Here is an 18,385-nt window from a genome sequence, read left to right on the forward strand (position 1 = left end):
AGGTTTGTCTTAAGAACTACTTAAGGTCTTCTTTTAAGAAGATTAACTTTGCTGCCGTTCCCACGTTTTCCTGACTTGAAATTTGAATATCAATAGAAAGTAATAAGGATAATTTTTTCACTATTGACAAACCTAATCCCGTTCCTTTAATTTCAGGATGATCAGTTGCATCTGATCTAAAAAACGCATTAAACACTTTTTCAACATCCTTAGACGATATCCCGATACCAGAATCGATTATACTGCATTCAATCTTGTTATTTTTTTCTATAATGGCAATAGCTAATTTAGCATTTTTATCTGAGTATTTTAACGCATTGGAAATCAAATTGTTAATTATTATTGAGAATAAATAAACATCCGTTTTAATATAGTAGTCCTTTTTGAATTCAGTTATAACCTGAATATTTTTAGTTTGAATTGTATTCGAATATCTTGAAATTGAGTCTAGAATAACTGCATTTAAACAAAATTTTTCCTTTTTTAAACTTTGTTTTTGATTTTCGAACCGAGCTAGCAACAGCAATTGATCTACCAAATTGTTTAAGCGATCTACTTCAGAAATACAAAAATTAATTTTTTCTTCGTACTCTGCGGGATTTCTTGGCTTTCTTATTAAAACTTCCAGCGTCCCTTTTATTACCGTCAACGGAGTCCTTAATTCATGTGAAGCATCAGAGGTGAATTCTTTTTCCCTTTCGATCGTATTTTCAATTCTATCTAATAAATTGTTTATTGTCTTAGATAAAACATAAAGTTCATCACGGTTTTGAGGTAATGGAATCCTGGATATTAAATTATCTTTGGTAATGATATTAGAAGTCTCAATGATAGAACTGATCGGTTTTATACTTCTTCCGGCAATAAATCTTGCAATCAGAAAGAGTACAATTAGAATTAAGGGATAAGCAATAATCAATACCTCGAATAAATTTTGAAGGACCATTGTGGCATCTTCCAGAGACATCGCAATCAATAAATAGCCTATTTTTTCAGTATTCTGGTATATCGGAATCTGTATTTGACGAATTTTGTTATTTAACAATTTAGTGTCAAATAATTCCTTGTCTTCAATATTCTTATGAAGCGTTAAGTTTTGTTTTTTTAAGTTGGGTGATTTTTCAAGTAGATTTCCTTTAGTATCTAAAAACTGAATAAAAACGGGGTTTACATCAACAGTGTTGTGCTCTCTTTCCTTCCATTCTTCCTCATGGATAAGAAAAATAGAACTATTTCTTACTTCAATTTCGTTTAAGTGATTTTTTACCTCATTACCAATATCATTATTAAGATGGTTGTAAACGCTGAACTTGACGATAGAATAAATAGTAAAAAACACCACAAAAATCAATAAAGCTGTGGTGATAATGTAATTGAAGGCAATTCTATTTTTGAATGAAAATTGTTGCATTAATATTTAGTCATTTGCGATGTAACCTACACCACGAATTGTTTTTATATAGTCCTCTTCTATTTTTAAATTTAATTTTTTGCGGATCGCGTTAATGAAAACATCTATAACACCAGTGTCGTAATCAAAATGAATATCCCAAACATCCTCTATAATTTGATTTCTAGTACATACTTTACCTTTATTTTTAACTAAATAACATAAAAGATTAAATTCCCTATTAGTTAGCTGTACTTCAGTTTCATGGGATAAAACAATGTGTTTTGCAATATCAATATGTATTCTTCCAAGAGTTAAAATATCCTGTTCATTCTGATTTCGAAAATGAATTTTAATGCGTTCCACTAACTCTTCAAAACTAAACGGTTTTTTGATATAATCATTGGCTCCAGCCTTAATGCCTTCAATTGTCTCTTGAACCGTATCTTTGGCCGTCAAAAATATTATTGGCGTGGTACTATCTTTTTTTCGAATAGCTCGACACAAATCCAACCCACTAATCTTGGGTAACATCCAGTCCAAAAGAATCAAATCAAATTGCTGCTTCTGAATGAGTTCAAACCCTTGTAATCCATCAGAAGCACTGGTAATTTGATAGCCTTCTTCTTCTAAACCTTGTTGGAGAAATTGAACAATACCTGCTTCATCCTCCACTATTAAAATATGCATACCCTTGTTTTTTATTCCAGTACAAATTTAAAACCTAAAGAAGCAATATTTGCCGAAAGCCCATCACTTCTTGAGTAATGATTTAATCGTAAATCTATTGATTTTAATCCTAAAGCAAAGATTTTAGCACGCGTAAAAATATCAGTATAAGTGAACCCTAAACCATATTGACTGCTGTTGAATTTTGATAAATCATAATCTGAAGTATAATAATTCTCCGTTGAAAGGTGTTTTTCATAAGGCGCAAAATAATCTGAAGCCGTTTGAGTATAGTAGCGGAACATAGGATAAGCAGTGAAGCTGGAGCTAATTTTAATAGGTAACTCAATTGAGGCTGTATGCGCTTGAATCCCCCAATTGTCTTGATAATATCTATAATAGGTTCTGGCGACTACGTATTCATTAATATAAAAATTTAGTCGTGCTCCTATCGGAATTTTAAAACGGGTACTTGGTAGTCGCTCTTTGTCATCGGCTAATTGATATACTCCTTTATTTTCTGAGGTAGAATATACTGGAATATATTGTGACTGACCTATATAAAAATTTGCTTTATCAGCAAAATACACTCTTTGATATGGAGTTCCTAACAAACCTTCCTGATGCAAAATATCCATAAAAATAGACATTTGTATCTTTTTTGTAAGAATTTGAGAGAATGAAAAAGAAGCCGAGTACGAATTTCTATTTGACTTGCCGTAAGTTTCAAATGCCGATGGTAAATATGCATTTGATGTCGCACCATTTTGATCTAATATAGGAACACCAGAAAAGATTCCGGTATTTTTAAAATTAGCTCCATACTTTGCATATTCGTTTAATTCAGTAGGATAAATAGGTCTCCATTGATCTAAATACGCATTGGCTTTAATGCTTATTTCGGTGTTTTTGTCATTAAATAATTTGGTAAAACCACCTCCAAAGCCAACTGAAGTGTAATCATACTCATTAGAAAAAGAAACATCAGCATTCCAGATGTTATTTCGATCATCTGAATTATGACTGTAATTTGCACTAATAGACGCCAATTGGTCACTTTGTGAAGCTCCCGATGAGGCTTGCCAAGGAGTTGGGCTAGCCGTTCCTGAAACTCCTGATGCATCATACGGATTAATATTACTTGAAGACGCAGACGTATAAGCCGAAACTCCAACATCAAAAGTTAGGACATCATCGTCATTTAACGGAAGAGCAACCACGATATTTGAAGCGATGTCAGACAGTTTCTCTGAGCCTGTCCCCCCACCAACGGCAGAATGCTCACCATCTTGATTGTAGTAACTCAATAAAAGATCTACTTCGGTATTTTCTAAAACTCTCTTCTTAAAAGTAGTCGTTGAGTCTTTGACCTGGGCAATAGCAGCCATGTTTATTAACAAAGCCAGCACAAATATTATTTTTTTCATCTTACTATATTAATTACAACCACATCCACCACCTGTTTTTCCGCCATTGGCTCCTGCTGCAGCCTCACGATACACCTGAAAAGTGGTTTCGTACTTCTCAGACGGTTTTGCCGCTAACTTCATGTCAGGATCGTTAATGTATAATTTATCATATTCTTTCACCGCAACACACGATTGCATAGTGACTAAAACGATTATAAAAAGAGCTAGTTTATTCATTTTTGAATTTTTTTAAATCTATATTTTTTGAAGCGAATATTTTTCCCTTATCATCGACATATATACAACCGATTCCTGGTAATTGATTGACTAAATCCAATCCTACATCTACTCCCATTACAAAAACACCAGTAGCTAATGCATCAGCAAATTCTGTTGATTTAGCAAAAACAGTAACACTAATCACTCCTGAAGCAGGATAACCGGTTCTGGTATCTATAATGTGAGAATATCTAATTCCGTTGAAAGTCACATATTTTTCATAGCTTCCTGAAGTTTCCACAGCACTGTCTTCCAGCGGAAAAGTGGCGAAAATTTTGTCCTTATTTAATGGGTTTTTAATTCCAACTTTCCATTTTTCTCCATTGAGCTGTTTTCCCCAAGTATTAATATCACCAGATATGTTTACGATTCCGGCGACTGCACCTTTTGAAACAAGCAATGCTTTTATTTTATCAGCAATAAAACCCTGTCCAATTCCTCCTAGTCCTAATTTCATTCCTGTGTTCTTAAGGAAAATAGTAGAATTTTTAGCATCCAAAATTATATTTTTGTATCCCACCTTCTCTACCGATTTTTTAATTTCCTCTGGAGATGGCATTTTGGTCATACTGCCATCAAATTTCCAAATTTTATCCATAGAAGCATAACTAATGTCAAAAGCACCTGAAGTTAATTCAGATATTTTTATGGAACGTTGTACTAAATCAAATACTTCTTGAGGTACTTTAACTGGTTTTATTCCTGCATTTCTATTGACTTCAGAAATTGGCGTCGTCGGAATCCAATCTGAAATTAAGTTCTCAACGCGGGACACTTCGGCTACAGCCATGTCAATATAAGTATCAGCTTGAGGAATGTCTTTTGCTTCAACAATCATTTCAAACGGACTGCCCAGCATGGACAACGTTCTTTTTTGCGTGACTTGCGCTGTAACTGCTACACTAGCAAATAAGACTAAAATTAAAGAGAGCTGTCGCATTATTATCCCTTTATAAATGAATTAAGTAATTCGATATATTCTTCAGGAGTCACGTTTTTATAACTTGTTTTACCTAATACTTTACCGTTAGAATCCAAAACAACAACTAAGGGAAAAATACCGTCTTGATTGTATTTTTCGGCTAAATTTTGATTTTGTTTCTTTAATTCTTCTGTCAATTGGTTTTGTTTCTTTTTAGGAAAATCGGCTCTTTCAAGAATATAATTTGTTGCCGAATAACTTTTAAATGCTTCGGATTGCCAAATAGCTTTATCCAATTTTATGCATGGAGCGCACCAATCTGAGCCTGCAAAAACTAATATAACTGGCTTATTCTGAGCATTGGCCTCAGTTGTCGCTTTACTAAAATCAGTATTCCATTTTTGAGAATATCCTATTGTTACCATGAACAATAATAAGAATGCCATTTTATTTTTCATTGTGTATTATTTTAAATTCTATAAAGAACTATTTATTACTAATTTTGCACTTCAATTGTCAACAAATTTAACTCAATTCTAAGCTACTTATTGTTAAAGTTAAATGTTCTTAAGCTAAATTTAAGAATAGATAGCACAGTAAACTAGTAGGTTGTTTTAACAAATTACCTAATTTTACCAAAAAAAATATCTATGTCTTTTTTAAAAAAACTATCCCCTTTCTACAATCTAATCTTTTTCTATGTTGTAGTCAGTTTTATTTTAAGAATTGTATTGCTCTTTCATCCCATTACTCAGGCATCATTTTCTTTTATTGACTCCTTAAAAATTTTTACTTTAGGAATCGTTTCTGATTTCTTTGTATTCATTATCGCAAGTGGTTTTCTATGGTTGTACTTGATTTTTATATCAAATACAAAATACCTAAAACCTTATGGATACGCCATTTTTGGTCTTTTTGTGGCTTTATTTCTTTATATAGCCTCAGGAAAATCAATTCTTAATGAATATGGTGGTGCACTGCCTAAAATTGGTTTAATCTTCATTGGAATTAAAACGTTTCTATTTGGCTTACTCCTTTTTCTACCAAAATACCGTAACAAAGTAAGGTTTTGGTTGTTTAGCTTTGTTATGTTTTTGTTTGTCGTTTTAATCTTGCAAAATGCAATTAGCGAATATTTTTTCTGGAATGAATTTGGAGTAAAATATAACTTCATAGCAGTAAATTATTTGGTTTACACCAATGAGGTAATAGGAAACATAATGGAGTCTTATCCTGTAGTTCCATTATTTACAGGCTTATTTATTATTGCGGGAATTGTTACCTATTTTATTGTTGGGAGATCAAAATCCTACATTGACAGTATTCCTACCTTTGTTGAAAAAGTCAAAATTTCAGGTTTGTATTTTGTATTGTTTGGATTTTCCCTTTTGGCTATTCCATCATTAGCAACCAATGAAAATTCCCAAAATATATTTTCAAACGAGTTGCAGGCCAATGGAGTTTATAAATTTTATTTGGCTTTTATGAATAGTGAATTAGACTATTTTAAATTTTATAAAACACTACCGGAAAAAGAAGTCTATGCCTTATTAGGAGAACAAATTCCTGGTCTAACTGGTGAATCTACCTTAAGAGACATTAAAAGTGCTGCGACTGAAAACCATAAAAATGTCGTTTTAATTACTATTGAAAGTTATAGTGCTGATTTCATGAAAATATATGGTAGCGATAAAAATCTAACCCCATTTTTGGATAGTTTAGCTTCAGAAAGTTTATTGTTTACTAATTTTTATGCCTCAGGGAATAGAACGGTACGTGGTCTGGAAGCTGTAACCTTGTGTTTGCCTCCTACTGCCGGTGAAAGCGTAGTAAAAAGAAAAGATAACAAGGACAAATTCTCAACAGGAAATGTATTCAAACAAAAAGGCTACAATGTAAAATACCTGTATGGAGGTGATGCTTTCTTTGATAATATGGAAGATTTCTTTTCTGGTAATGGTTATGACATTGTGGACAAAAAAACGTTCTCCCCTGACGAAATCACTTTCGACAATATTTGGGGTGTATGTGATGAAGATATGTATAATAAAGCTATCAAGGTAATGAATGAAGAGGCTAAGGAAAACAAGCCATTTTTCAATCACATAATGACGGTTAGTAATCATAGGCCATTTACCTACCCTAATAATAAAATTGATATTCCTGGAGATGCAAAATCCAGAGATGGTGGTGTGAAATATACGGACTATGCCATGAAAAAATTCTTTGAAATGGCCAAAAAACAACCTTGGTTTGCCAATACTGTTTTTGTCATCTTGGCGGATCATTGTGCATCAAGTGCTGGTAAAACAGAACTTCCAGTTGATAAATACAGGATTCCTGCTATGATTTATAGCCCCGGTTTTATACAACCACAACGCTATACTAATCTTGTTTCTCAAATTGACATTATGCCAACTGTTTTTGGGCTGTTGAACTTCAATTACCAAAGCAAATTTTTTGGGCAAGATGTTTTAAAAGCAGAATATAAACCTAGAGCTTTAATTGCAACATATCAGGATTTAGGGATGATTAAGGATAATATCTTGACCATCATTTCTCCTAAACAACAAGTAAAACAATTTCAATTGACAGTATTGCCTAAAGAAGGAATTGAAGATGATTTCCAATTGTATTATGATCAGAAACCTTTAGCGAACGAAAGGGAAGATTTAGTAAACGAAACGATCTCATTCTATCAAACTGCTTCGGATATGTTGAAGAAAAAGAAATACCAAAAAAATTAAACAAATAAAAAAGCCTGTAAAAATCGTTTCACAGGCTTTTTTCTTATGCAATAAGATTGCTTTTATTCGGCGTCATTATCACTTTCAATACCAAAAAGATCTCCTTTTTTAAATAACTTCGTATCCTTTTTTAATGCTTTTCGGTTGCGTTTTGTAAGTACTTCAGCATCTAGCTTGCTTAGATCTGGTTTTCCTGCATTTACCCATGCCGTATACCAGAAACTTGCTGTTGCAGTAACCGCTTTTTTCATTTGGCTTTCTACCATCCCATTTAAAGCACTGTGAAATTTAGCAGCGTATTCATTTGAATATTTCACGCCGTTGTATTTGTTTTTCACCACATTTCCTTCTGCGTCAGTTACAAATATTTGATTTACAGCTAATGTTGTTCTCAATCCTTTATCTGCTGCTAATAATGGCTCCACTAAACTGTGGGTGTCCATAATCATATCCCAAGTTGCTTTGTTTACGTCCTCATAATAGTGCGCTGGTGCTACAGTAAATTTATAATTTTTAACAAACAGCTCAGGCAATCTGCTTTCCCATAAGGAATGGATTCCTTTTTGGTCTGTCAGTTGACCATCATGATTGTCTGAGGTATGCAAAGGCATATGTGCATCAGCGATATAATGTCCTAAATCAGCAGCAATAAATAAGATTTCTGATTTGCGTTTGTCCTTAAACGCCTGCGTTAATTTTGCCATCATATCTTGGATATGCCAAGGCAGTGTTCCGTTTTTAGACAAAAATTTATCATCATACTTCTTTTTAGCTTCTGCCATAGACTGTGGAAAATCATCTACATCTCCAAAATTCTCCATGTCAAAATAGTGTCTTGGGCCTTCTGCCTTGTCCTGTAAAACATACTTTCTCATATCGGGAACAGTCGATTCTTGCGTTATAAAATCAATATGGTTGTAAAAGAAAACCTGTAACGGTTTTGGCAAAGCCATTACAGCTGCTTTATTAATTCTTTCGTGCCCCACAATTCCCCATGACAATGTTAGAAATCCAATGAATATTGCAGTTAGCACCAACATTGTAGGCTTAAATTTGATATTTATCATTACTTTTATTTTTTTGAACTACAAATGTATTTGTTTTTCAGACAATTTAAAAATATCTAGTTTAACATTATATAAATTAGAAAGTAACTTATCCATTATCATGTTTCGCCACCAAGGAAAAAATAGAACTTTTATTCATAATTTACGTTTAGCGACTTTGCTTTCATTCGTTGCAGGAACCGTAAATATTACAGGTGTATTAGCAGTAAAGACTCTAACAACTAATGTAACGGGGCATTTCGCCTTCTTTGCTGAGGAAGTTATTAAACAAAATTATTCGGCGGCAATTACATTTTTTGTTTTTACACTTTTCTTTTTATTTGGGGCCTTTACGTCGAATTTTTTAGCCGAATCTGTGGCAATAAAACATCCGGATCTATCACATGTAATACCAATTTCATTAGAAATAGCGATTTTGCTTTTGGTTGGTGTCTTTGGTGTACAAGGAGATCTCTCAAGTTTATCGGGAAAATGGATCGCCTTTGCGATGCTTTTTGCCATGGGAATACAAAATTCTTTGGTAACCCAAATATCAAATTCTGTTGTAAGGACAACCCATTTAACAGGACTCTTTACCGACTTAGGAATTGAATTATCACAGCTGTTTTTTTACAAAAAACCAAATGAAAAAAAAAGACTAAATACAAGTATTTACTTAAGGTTATCAATTATTGTCTTCTTTTTCATCGGTTGTACCTCAGGAGGTTTTCTCTATACTTTTCTAGAGATGAAGACTCTTTTTGTCGCTGCTTTTTTTCTTTTAATAGCACTGATGTATGATTATGTCCGACTACAGTTCTATGTAATAAAAAGGAAAAGATTCAGTCGTGTTACTAGATAAAATACAGAATGGAAAGTAAGGCTGATATGGCAATACATGCCCAAAGTAGAACTCCTTGTACCAATGGTTTAACCCCCAAAGACTGCAATACAGTATGACTTAAGCCTGCGCCAATTAAAAACAAGGTAATAGTAAGTCCTGTTTTTGCTAAAGCAACCATATACGGTGCTACCAGAGCTGTTTGTGGAACGTATGTATTAAGTACCATCGCCAAAATAAACACTCCAATAAAATAAGGAATTTTTATTTTGCTCGATTTGTTCTTAAAAACCAGTGCAGTAATCAAAGCAACCGGAATAATCCATAAAGCACGAGCCAGTTTTACAGTTGTTGCAATCTGCAATGCCTCAGGACCATATTTATTAGCTGCACCTACTACTGAACTCGTATCATGAATCGCAATAGCGCACCATAAACCAAATTCCTGTTGGCTTAAGTGCAACCAATGTCCGATAGCAGGAAATAAAAAGAGAGCAATTGAATTAAGGATAAAAATCACGCCTAGGGCTACAGAAGTCTGTTTTTCGTCAGATTTAATGACTGGGGCTATCGCGGCAATAGCACTACCTCCACAAATAGCAGTACCACATGAGATTAAATGAGACGTTTTTTTGTCAATTTTTAACCATTTACCTATTAACAAACCTAAGAGTAAAGTACTAAAGATAGATGCGACAGTAAACAAAAAACCCGTTTTCCCAGCAGAAATCGCAGAGTTTACATTCATTCCAAAACCCAAACCGATAACAGAGAGCTGAAGTAATATATTAATTGCTTTTGCATTAAAGCGCAAAAATGGATTACCAGAAATATTGGCAGCAACTAAACCAAGAACTAAAGCGATAGGTGGCGAAATTAATCCGGAAATACAAATTACCAGCAATAGGACAAAAATAACTTGCTGTGTTATAGTATTCGTATTAAAAAAAGGAGAACTGTTCTTTGAGATGATTTTAGACTGATTTTCCACGGTGAATATATTGAATTAGTACCCAACAAAGATGCGGGGATAAATCGGTATTCACCAATCATAATAAACAATCTATTATAACTTTAAATTATAGTGTTTCGTAATATTTTTGATAAACAAATCTGAAAGAGCGTTTGTTTTTCCTTGTAAACCAATGATATAAAAATAACGTTCTATAATAAGGTTATCTACATCAAGAATGACTAACTCATTGTTTTTCAATTCTTTTTCAATAGCATGTATCGAAATAAAAGCCACGCAATTTGAATTCATAAGATACGACTTGATACTTTCAGTACTCCCTAATTGCATCTCCACAATCAACTCAGCCATCTTAATTTTTAAAGGTTTCAAAGCGTGTTCGATTACTTCTAATGTTCCTGACCCTTGTTCCCGCATTAAAAATCGCAATTGCACGAGGTCTTCCTTTGTAATTTCTCCTTTGTCTACCAATGGATTAGCTCTATTACAAACCAGTACTAATTCGTCTTTTAAAAACGGAGTATATTTAATAGCTTTGTTTTTAGACTGTCCTTCAACAATGCCGATTTCGATTTCTTTATTCAGTAAGGCGTTTTCTATTTGTTCTGTGTTACCATTACGCAAAATAACTTTGACACCCTGCATTTCCTGATGAAAGCGAGCTAATAGTGGCGGAATTATATATTGAGAAATAGTTGTGCTGGCTCCTAGGCGAAGCATACCGTGCTGCTCTTTTATAAGTGAGCTCATTTCAAAATCAATTTCACGGTAGATTTCAAAAATGTTCTTGGCATGTTTGACTAACTGTTCTCCCGCATGCGTCAGCGAAATCTTTGAGCCATTTCGGTCAAAAAGCTTCACTTTATATTCTTCTTCCAGTTCTTGTATGTGCTTAGATACTGCTGGCTGTGTAATGAATAATTCAGTTGCTGCTTTAGTAAAACTTAATCGGGTAGCCACGGTGAAAAACACTTTTAATCTAAAATCCATAATTGCATTGTATGGGTTAAACCAAATGGAATTTACAACAATCCATTGTACTTCCTTACAAACCATTCGGTGGAAAGCAATGAAACAATTAAAATTAGCAGTAAAGTCCAATCAATCAAAGGAGAGCGGGTTACCGTATTTTTTTCTATTGCTTTATAATTGTCATCTTCTAAAAGTGATTTGATTAGTGTGTTCACCTGATTTGGAAAATAAACCGCTCCTTGCGTTTGCGTGGCCAATTGTTTTAATTTTTCCACGTCGGGATTGACAAATTGCTTTTCTTTGTCGAAATCTAAAATTTCAAAATGACTTGAATAACTTGTATTTGAATTCAGTTCTTTTACAGAGAAATTATAAGTTCCCGCTGCAAGTCCGTCTAAATTTACTTTGTAAAATGCGTTTCCTTTCAATAAATCGTAGTTCTTAGTTTGTTTTGTTGCTGTATTTGTTACAATAATTGTCAAACGCGCTTTATCGTCAAATTCATAGTTTTTATTGAAATATTGAGCCGTTATTTCGATAGCGTCACCTGAGTTATAAAAACTTTCATGATTAACCACTAATGCTTTTTTAGAACTACTAGAGGCTAGATACTGAATTGTTTTATCTATAAAAACATCAAATTTAGCAAAGGACTGAGTGTCAACATGACTTTGCAATCTCCATTTCCAGATATTTTCACCCAATAGAAATGCGCTACGATTTCCTTGATTTTCGGCATATACTAATAATGGGGAATTTGTATCTATAGTTCTAATTTTAGAAGAAAGTAAAACAGAAGCGTTGCCCTTAACGGTAATACCTCCAAAGGCATTTTCTAATGGAGGAAAATTTTCGAAACCAATATTATCTGTGGCAAATAAATTAAATTGGGGATTAAAACTCGCTAAATAATTCTCTTTTTGATTACTCATTTTAAATGCTAAACTACTTTGCTCCTTATTTAAAAAGGAGAAATCAGTACTTGTTCCGGTAATAATAAAAGTAGATATTCCTGCCTTTTTATTATCTTCAAAGATAGACTTAAAGGCTATCGTCGGTTGATATAAAACCAGAACATTGTAATCTTTTAATGAATTGACAGCGTTAGGTTTAATAACGGTTACTTTGCGTTGTGCATTAAATTCAATACTGCGTTTTAAAGCACCTACATCCGGATGATTTATTGCCGTTATAAGTGCAATATTTGTTTTCTGATCAATTACTTCTACCGCAAAGTTTTTTGAATTATTATAAGTGTTTTTCTCTTTTTCAAGACTGGATAATGTTGCTTTAAAAGTTTGCGAACCTATTTTATTTGCCGGTAAAAGAACATTTAAAATGGCAGTTCTTTTAGAGGATGAAAAGGAAACACTTTGTTTTGTAACAACTGAATTCCCTTGTGAAATCATAAAATCTGCAGACACATTTTTGTCTCTAGAATAGTTCAGGAAAACTTCTACAGGAAATTTATTTTTGTAGAATGCATATTTATTGACATTGATTTGGCTAATCTTTAAGTCGATTACCTTGGTTGTATCTCCCAAAATTATTGGAAAAACTTTATTGGCAGCATCAAAACTATAAACATAATCATTACCTGAAGTCTGATTTCCGTCTGTTAAGAGAATTGTTGGGAATATACTATTTCTATTAGTACTTCTTAACTCTTTTGAAATTCCGCCTAGATTAGTTTGTGTCCCTTTAAAGTCAAATTTTTCTGAGGGTTCAAATGCCGTGTCAAATCGATACGACTGCAAATTAAACTTTTCATTTAAGGCTGAGTTTGCTGTTATTAAAGCATATATTTCTAAAGCTTTTTTGTTAGCGTTTAAGGCCGTTATCGAACTTGAATTATCTACAACAACTGCCAAAGGCGGTTTGATAATCTCCAGCGTATTTCTGGTGATTATGGGATTAATCAACAATAATAGAATCCCGAACAAGGATAGAAAACGCAATAAAGCCAAAAACAAATTTAGTTTTGATTTGCTTTTGGCTTTATAAAAATATTGGTAAAATGATAAACCACCGGCAATTACTATTGATAGTAGAATTAGTAGGACCGTGTTTGTTGTCATTCTATTTATTTTAAATGATGAATTTTAAATGGAAAGAATTCAGTATTTTAAAATTCATCATCTAAAATTTATAATTTCTTATGTTAGCATTCCTCCATCAACATTTAAGACTTGACCAGTGATATACGCACTCATGTCAGACGCTAAGAAAAGGCAAGCATTAGCAACATCCTCAGTAGTTCCTCCGCGTTTCAACGGAATCCCGTCTCTCCATGCTTGAACGACATCATCATTTAATTTTGCTGTCATTTCAGTTTCAATAAATCCTGGAGCAATAGCATTACAGCGAATGTTACGCGAACCTAATTCAAGTGCAACCGATTTTGTAAATCCAATAACACCTGCTTTTGAAGCGGCATAATTCGTTTGGCCCGCATTACCCTTCACTCCTACTACACTACTCATATTGATAATTGATCCGGCGCGTTTTTTCAAGAAAGTTCTTTGAATTGCTTTGGTCATATTGAAAACTGATTTCAAGTTCACATCAATAACTTTGTCAAAATCCTCTTCAGACATACGCATTAGCAAGTTGTCTTTAGTAATTCCAGCATTATTAATCAAAATATCAACAGTTCCAAATTCAGCAATTACAGCATCAACCATAGCTTGTGCTTCATTAAAATCAGCTGCATTTGATTGGTATCCTTTTGCTTTTATTCCAAGAGCGTTCAATTCATTTTCTAATGCTAAAGCCGATTCCACAGATGAACTGTATGTAAAAGCAACATTTGCTCCATGTTTTGCAAAAACTTCTGCAATTCCTTTTCCAATTCCGCGACTCGCGCCTGTTATAATGGCCACTTTTCCTTCTAGTAATTTCATATTCAAAAATTATTTTAATTTTTATTTGTAGCTATTCCTGCTATCCGCTTCAATCTTTTATGACCGCTAGCGCTTTCATAAAAGGATTTCCACTACTATCAGGGCTATCTTACAGTTGTCAAATATAGAATAATTCCTTTTTTAAAAAAATTTAAAAATCAATAACATTCGAAATCGAACCGATTTTAAAGATCCAGAAATCGTTTTACCAATTTGTCCCAAAAAGAGCTATAAATCGCAACCAAAGTAAAAATAAACAAAAATAAATGATACCAAGCATTTGTTAGTAAATCCATAAAATCAAGTTTGCCATTTGCAAAACTTAAAATCAGCAATACTTGTGCCCCATAAGGCAAGATCCCTTGCACTACACAAGAAAATATATCAAGAATTGCTGCTGTTTTCTTGGGACTCAAATCGTATTCATCACTAATTTCCTTAGCAATTCCACCTGTTATAACAATGGAAACTGTATTATTGGCAATAGCCACATTCGTAAAACCTACCAAAGCACCAATTCCAGCCTGCGCCGATTTTTTACTTTTAATGCGCTTTTTGATTTGGTACAATAAATAAGCAATTCCTCCAGCTTTATCAACCATTGCTGCTAAACCACCAGTAAGCATAGACAATAAAAATATTTCAGTCATACTAGTGAAGCCCTCATATATCTTTTGGGCAAATTCCATCAACGTAAAATGATTTCCAAAATACCCAATCAATCCAGCTAATAAAGTTCCAATAATCAGTGTTGAAAAAACGTTTATGCCAACTAATGCTAATACAATTACTAGAACGTAAGGAACAATAGTTATCCATTCAAAATTGGTCTTAGGAATCGCCACTGCAGTAATATCAGAGTTCAGTCCCAAATAAAAGAAAACTAGAACGGTTATAATGGCTGCGGGAAAAGCAATGAATAAATTTATTTTGAATTTATCTTTCAGTTTACATCCTAATGATTGCGTAGCAGCAATTGTAGTATCTGAAATCATCGATAGATTATCTCCAAGCATCGAACCACCTAACAAAGCGCCAGCAATCAATTGTAATGAAGCTCCACTTGAATTAGCCAGACTAACAGCTATAGGTCCAATAGCTACAATAGCACCTACAGAAGTTCCAGTAGCTGTTGATAAAAAGGCCGCTATTAAAAAGATCCCTAACGGAAAATAAGCGACATCAATTGTATTAATTCCAAGGCTTACAACTGCATCCACACCTCCCGTTGCTTTACTAACAACAGCAAATGCTCCCGCGAGAAGATAAATGAGACACATGGTCATAATTTTACTCTCTCCACAACCAGCAATCAAAGTGGCTACTTTCTCATCAGACGAACTTTTGAATAGTAAAAAAGCAGAAATAATTCCTATCACAACAGCAATTGGCGCAGGTAAAGCATAGAAATCATCAAGCCATATACCGGCTCCTAAAAAAATAAAAATAAAAATTAATAAGGGAATTAGAGCAAATGCATTTCCTTTTTTTTTCAATAAATGAGTCATAAATCAGTTTTATAATGATATAAATATGACGAAAAACAATAGCTAAAAAAATGGGAATGTAAAACAACATTTTTTCCAAAGGATTTGGCTTATCGTTTTAGCACCTTGCTCGTTGTTGCAGGTTGCTATCTCTTTTTGAGATTCGTGATAACGGCTGCAAAAGTAATTATTATTTTTTGAAATCGTCACCTTCGACCAGAAAAAATATTTTACAAAAAAAAGCCTTACCGAAGTAAAGCTTTTTTATAACTAATTTAGTTTTTTATAAATTTCATATTCGAACTTCCTTTATCTGTATTCATTTTCAAGAAATACTTTCCGGAAGCCAGTTTAGAAACATCAACCTTTGTTACTGAAGTCGCATTCGGAACAGCAATGACCATTTGTCCAAGAATATCATAAATTGCTATTGATTGTACTTCTATCGAATTTTTATAATTAATATTTAGAATCTCATTTACTGGATTTGGAAACACACTAAAGTAATTTGAAAATTCAAAATCTGAAGTTGCTAAGGTTTTAAAGGTAGATGTCGCTTTGTTTGTCAGAATTGGAAAGTTATAATCAAAATAAATATTAGCTTCATTTTGGAATGTATCGCCAACTACTAATGTTGGTAATGTTTTAATCTTAAAAGCTATATAACCATCATTATTAGCATCATCAAAAGGCAAATTGATGTTTTCGAATATAAATTCCACCTTGTTTTCCTCAGAAATTTTGCTTACAAATTCATGACTTCCTTTCGTTGGAACCAAGCTTGAAATATTAAATTTGGTTAAATCGATTAGATCTTTTACTACAATATTTTGAGCGCGATAAGTTCCTGTATTTTCAAACCGAATCATATAATGTACATATTCCCCAATCAAACTTGGAGTAATGACATTTCCTTCTAAGCAGGTTTTATCATTTGGGTCATAAGAACCAACAACACTTTGGCGTAAAGCAAACGAATTATCAATAGGTTTTTCATCTCCTGTTATAGGATTAATTACTGCGTTAAAACTCAAACGGTCTCCAATATTTACAGCAGGAGTTTCCATTGGCGAATTCACATTCAAGGTAACTGCAATCTCACGCGTTTCAAATGGTTGTAAATTGATATAATCCCAACTAAGTCTGTCTGTCACTTGACTATTTACAGCTGGATTTGCTGATATATAATCTAAAACGGCATCATTAAAACTTAGACTTACTGCACCTGATTGTATAGTAGTTCCTTTGTTTTTATATATGATTTTATAAGTAGCGTCAAATCCTGGCCTAGCTGGAATTATTGGTAATAAAGTTACTTCTAAATCGGGATGAACACCATTTGGAGTAACACAAAAATCTTGAGTGAATGGACTATTTTGCGATGGAAAACTCGCATCGATTGAACTAGGTGAAACACTAAAATAATTTGGATTTTCTAAAATTGGAGTAATAGTATGCATTCCTTCTCCAACAGGAAGACTATAGTTCCCCGAATTATTGGAGATTAAATTCCCCTTATTCACACCATTAGTAATAGAAAAATTTAAATTAGAATAACTTATATCTGATGAGTCACAACCATTTCCATTTGTATCTAAAATAGCCTTTCCTCGAATGGTGTAGAAATTACCTCCTGGAGAAAATGAACAATAGGAGTTTATTTCACAATTCGTAATACCCTGTAAAGTCAGAATAAACTTTGCGTTATTAACATTAAAATCATCAGTACAAATAAAGGTTAAATTAGGATTATTCTGTAATAATAAATCAATTAAGGGCAAACCATTTTTTAAATTTAAATTAACCAAATTGTTGTTTTGACAATCCAAATAGATTTGGTTGCATTCTGATAAATCAAGACTTAAAAATTTATTATTTCTGCAAGTAACAGACTGTAAATTACTACATCCTTTAAAAGTTATCTGCTCTAATAAATTATTATTTAATAATACTGATGTTAACTTATTTAAATTACTTAAATCTAACATAGTCAATAGATTATTTTCACAAATAATTTCATGTAAATTAGGGCATCCTGACACCTTTAAATCTGTAAGTTGATTGTCTGAACAATAGAGACTAACTAGTCCTTTATTACTGGAAAAATCGAGTGTAGTCAGTTTGTTTTCATTACAATAAAGAATATTCAACTTATTTAAGTTATCAATATTTAAACTTGTCAAGGAATTTCTTTGACATTGTAATTGCTCTAAGTTTTTTAATCCTGACAAATCTAAAGTGCTTAAATTATTTCCTATCACAGATAACGCTCTTAAGTTTGAAAAATTATTTATCCCCGTTAAGTCAGATATATTTGATTCACTTACATACAATTGGTAAACCTCTAATGCTTCACTTACTTCTATTTCACCATTGTTATTAGAGTCTATTTTTATACTATTCCCATATAAACCTATAGCATCATTATTCCCTATGTTTGTTGACAGTAATTTAGTTTTAAAATTAGCATCAGGAAAATTAATTATTTGAGCATTAACTCCAGAAAATATAAAAAGAGCAAGTAATAAAAAGTAGAATTTTCTCATATATAATTTTTAAAGCAAGTAAATATAACAAAATTTGTACTACAAAAAATAATGTCCATAAAATGAATAACTCACAACAGATTTCTATAGAAAAAAGAACAGGATTATAGTAACATTTTGTAAAAAAGAGAAAAGGATTACATTCTTCTTAAGTATATTTGTCAGTAGTCAATTTAGCATTATCCCTTTTATTTAAAATAA

General features: G+C 32.8%; 15 protein-coding genes and 1 riboswitch. Of the genes, 2 read left to right on the forward strand and 13 right to left on the reverse strand.

Going from position 1 to position 18,385, the window contains the following annotated elements; translation table 11 throughout:
- Positions 1–16: 16 nt before the first annotated feature.
- The 6 genes from QO182_RS07115 to QO182_RS07140 are packed head-to-tail and all read right to left on the reverse strand — an operon-like array spanning position 17 to position 5,127.
- The gene (locus QO182_RS07115; RefSeq protein WP_371542077.1) at positions 17–1,411 is read right to left on the reverse strand and encodes a sensor histidine kinase; all 1,395 of its coding nucleotides are present in this window, start codon (positions 1,409–1,411) and stop codon (positions 17–19) included.
- 6 nt (positions 1,412–1,417) lie between these two features.
- Positions 1,418–2,080: a response regulator transcription factor gene (locus QO182_RS07120; RefSeq protein WP_371542074.1), complete on the reverse strand. Its 663-nt coding sequence runs from the start codon at positions 2,078–2,080 to the stop codon at positions 1,418–1,420.
- 11 nt (positions 2,081–2,091) lie between these two features.
- A complete protein-coding gene (locus QO182_RS07125; RefSeq protein ID WP_371560731.1) occupies positions 2,092–3,486 on the reverse strand; it encodes a DUF3570 domain-containing protein in 1,395 nt (464 codons plus the stop codon).
- A gap of 9 nt (positions 3,487–3,495) precedes the next feature.
- Positions 3,496–3,705 (reverse strand): DUF4266 domain-containing protein, encoded by a 210-nt coding sequence (locus QO182_RS07130; RefSeq protein WP_091429927.1) that lies wholly within the window; start codon positions 3,703–3,705, stop codon positions 3,496–3,498.
- Complete coding sequence (locus tag QO182_RS07135; RefSeq protein WP_371560733.1) at positions 3,698–4,687, reverse strand: FAD:protein FMN transferase; 990 nt, start codon at positions 4,685–4,687, stop codon at positions 3,698–3,700. The genes QO182_RS07130 and QO182_RS07135 overlap by 8 nt, the downstream gene beginning before the upstream one ends.
- Positions 4,688–4,689: 2 nt before the next feature.
- Positions 4,690–5,127, reverse strand: a complete 438-nt coding sequence (locus tag QO182_RS07140) for a thioredoxin family protein (protein WP_371542066.1) — start codon at positions 5,125–5,127, stop codon at positions 4,690–4,692.
- 192 nt (positions 5,128–5,319) lie between these two features.
- On the opposite strand from QO182_RS07140, the gene QO182_RS07145 reads away from it, so the two are divergent.
- Entirely contained in the window at positions 5,320–7,416 is a 2,097-nt protein-coding gene (locus QO182_RS07145) for an LTA synthase family protein (protein ID WP_371560735.1), read from the forward strand.
- 62 nt (positions 7,417–7,478) lie between these two features.
- Here the strand turns inward: QO182_RS07145 and QO182_RS07150 are convergent, their stop codons facing one another.
- Positions 7,479–8,483 (reverse strand): zinc dependent phospholipase C family protein, encoded by a 1,005-nt coding sequence (locus tag QO182_RS07150; RefSeq protein WP_371560737.1) that lies wholly within the window; start codon positions 8,481–8,483, stop codon positions 7,479–7,481.
- Between the two features lie 100 nt (positions 8,484–8,583).
- Between QO182_RS07150 and QO182_RS07155 the strand changes: the two genes are divergently transcribed.
- Complete coding sequence (locus QO182_RS07155) at positions 8,584–9,324, forward strand: YoaK family protein (protein ID WP_371540460.1); 741 nt, start codon at positions 8,584–8,586, stop codon at positions 9,322–9,324.
- On the opposite strand, the gene QO182_RS07160 is transcribed toward QO182_RS07155, so the two are convergent.
- The 6 genes from QO182_RS07160 to QO182_RS07185 form a co-directional block, all read right to left on the reverse strand.
- Positions 9,317–10,294: a YeiH family protein gene (locus tag QO182_RS07160; RefSeq protein ID WP_371560739.1), complete on the reverse strand. Its 978-nt coding sequence runs from the start codon at positions 10,292–10,294 to the stop codon at positions 9,317–9,319. The genes QO182_RS07155 and QO182_RS07160 overlap by 8 nt on opposite strands.
- A gap of 75 nt (positions 10,295–10,369) precedes the next feature.
- Positions 10,370–11,266 (reverse strand): LysR family transcriptional regulator, encoded by an 897-nt coding sequence (locus QO182_RS07165; protein ID WP_371560741.1) that lies wholly within the window; start codon positions 11,264–11,266, stop codon positions 10,370–10,372.
- 32 nt (positions 11,267–11,298) lie between these two features.
- Complete coding sequence (locus QO182_RS07170; RefSeq protein WP_371560742.1) at positions 11,299–13,326, reverse strand: hypothetical protein; 2,028 nt, start codon at positions 13,324–13,326, stop codon at positions 11,299–11,301.
- A gap of 78 nt (positions 13,327–13,404) precedes the next feature.
- Entirely contained in the window at positions 13,405–14,151 is a 747-nt protein-coding gene (fabG, locus tag QO182_RS07175) for a 3-oxoacyl-[acyl-carrier-protein] reductase (protein ID WP_371560743.1), read from the reverse strand.
- A 185-nt stretch (positions 14,152–14,336) separates the two neighbouring features.
- Complete coding sequence (locus tag QO182_RS07180) at positions 14,337–15,659, reverse strand: Na+/H+ antiporter NhaC family protein (protein WP_371560745.1); 1,323 nt, start codon at positions 15,657–15,659, stop codon at positions 14,337–14,339.
- A 59-nt stretch (positions 15,660–15,718) separates the two neighbouring features.
- A riboswitch (SAM-I-IV-variant riboswitch) is annotated at positions 15,719–15,815 on the reverse strand.
- A 98-nt stretch (positions 15,816–15,913) separates the two neighbouring features.
- Positions 15,914–18,184, reverse strand: a complete 2,271-nt coding sequence (locus tag QO182_RS07185) for a T9SS type A sorting domain-containing protein (RefSeq protein WP_371560747.1) — start codon at positions 18,182–18,184, stop codon at positions 15,914–15,916.
- Between the last annotated feature and the right edge of the window lie 201 nt (positions 18,185–18,385).

Origin of the sequence: Flavobacterium sp. Arc2, assembly GCF_041431385.1 — a bacterium.
In the GTDB taxonomy this organism is placed as follows: Bacteria; Bacteroidota; Bacteroidia; order Flavobacteriales; family Flavobacteriaceae; genus Flavobacterium.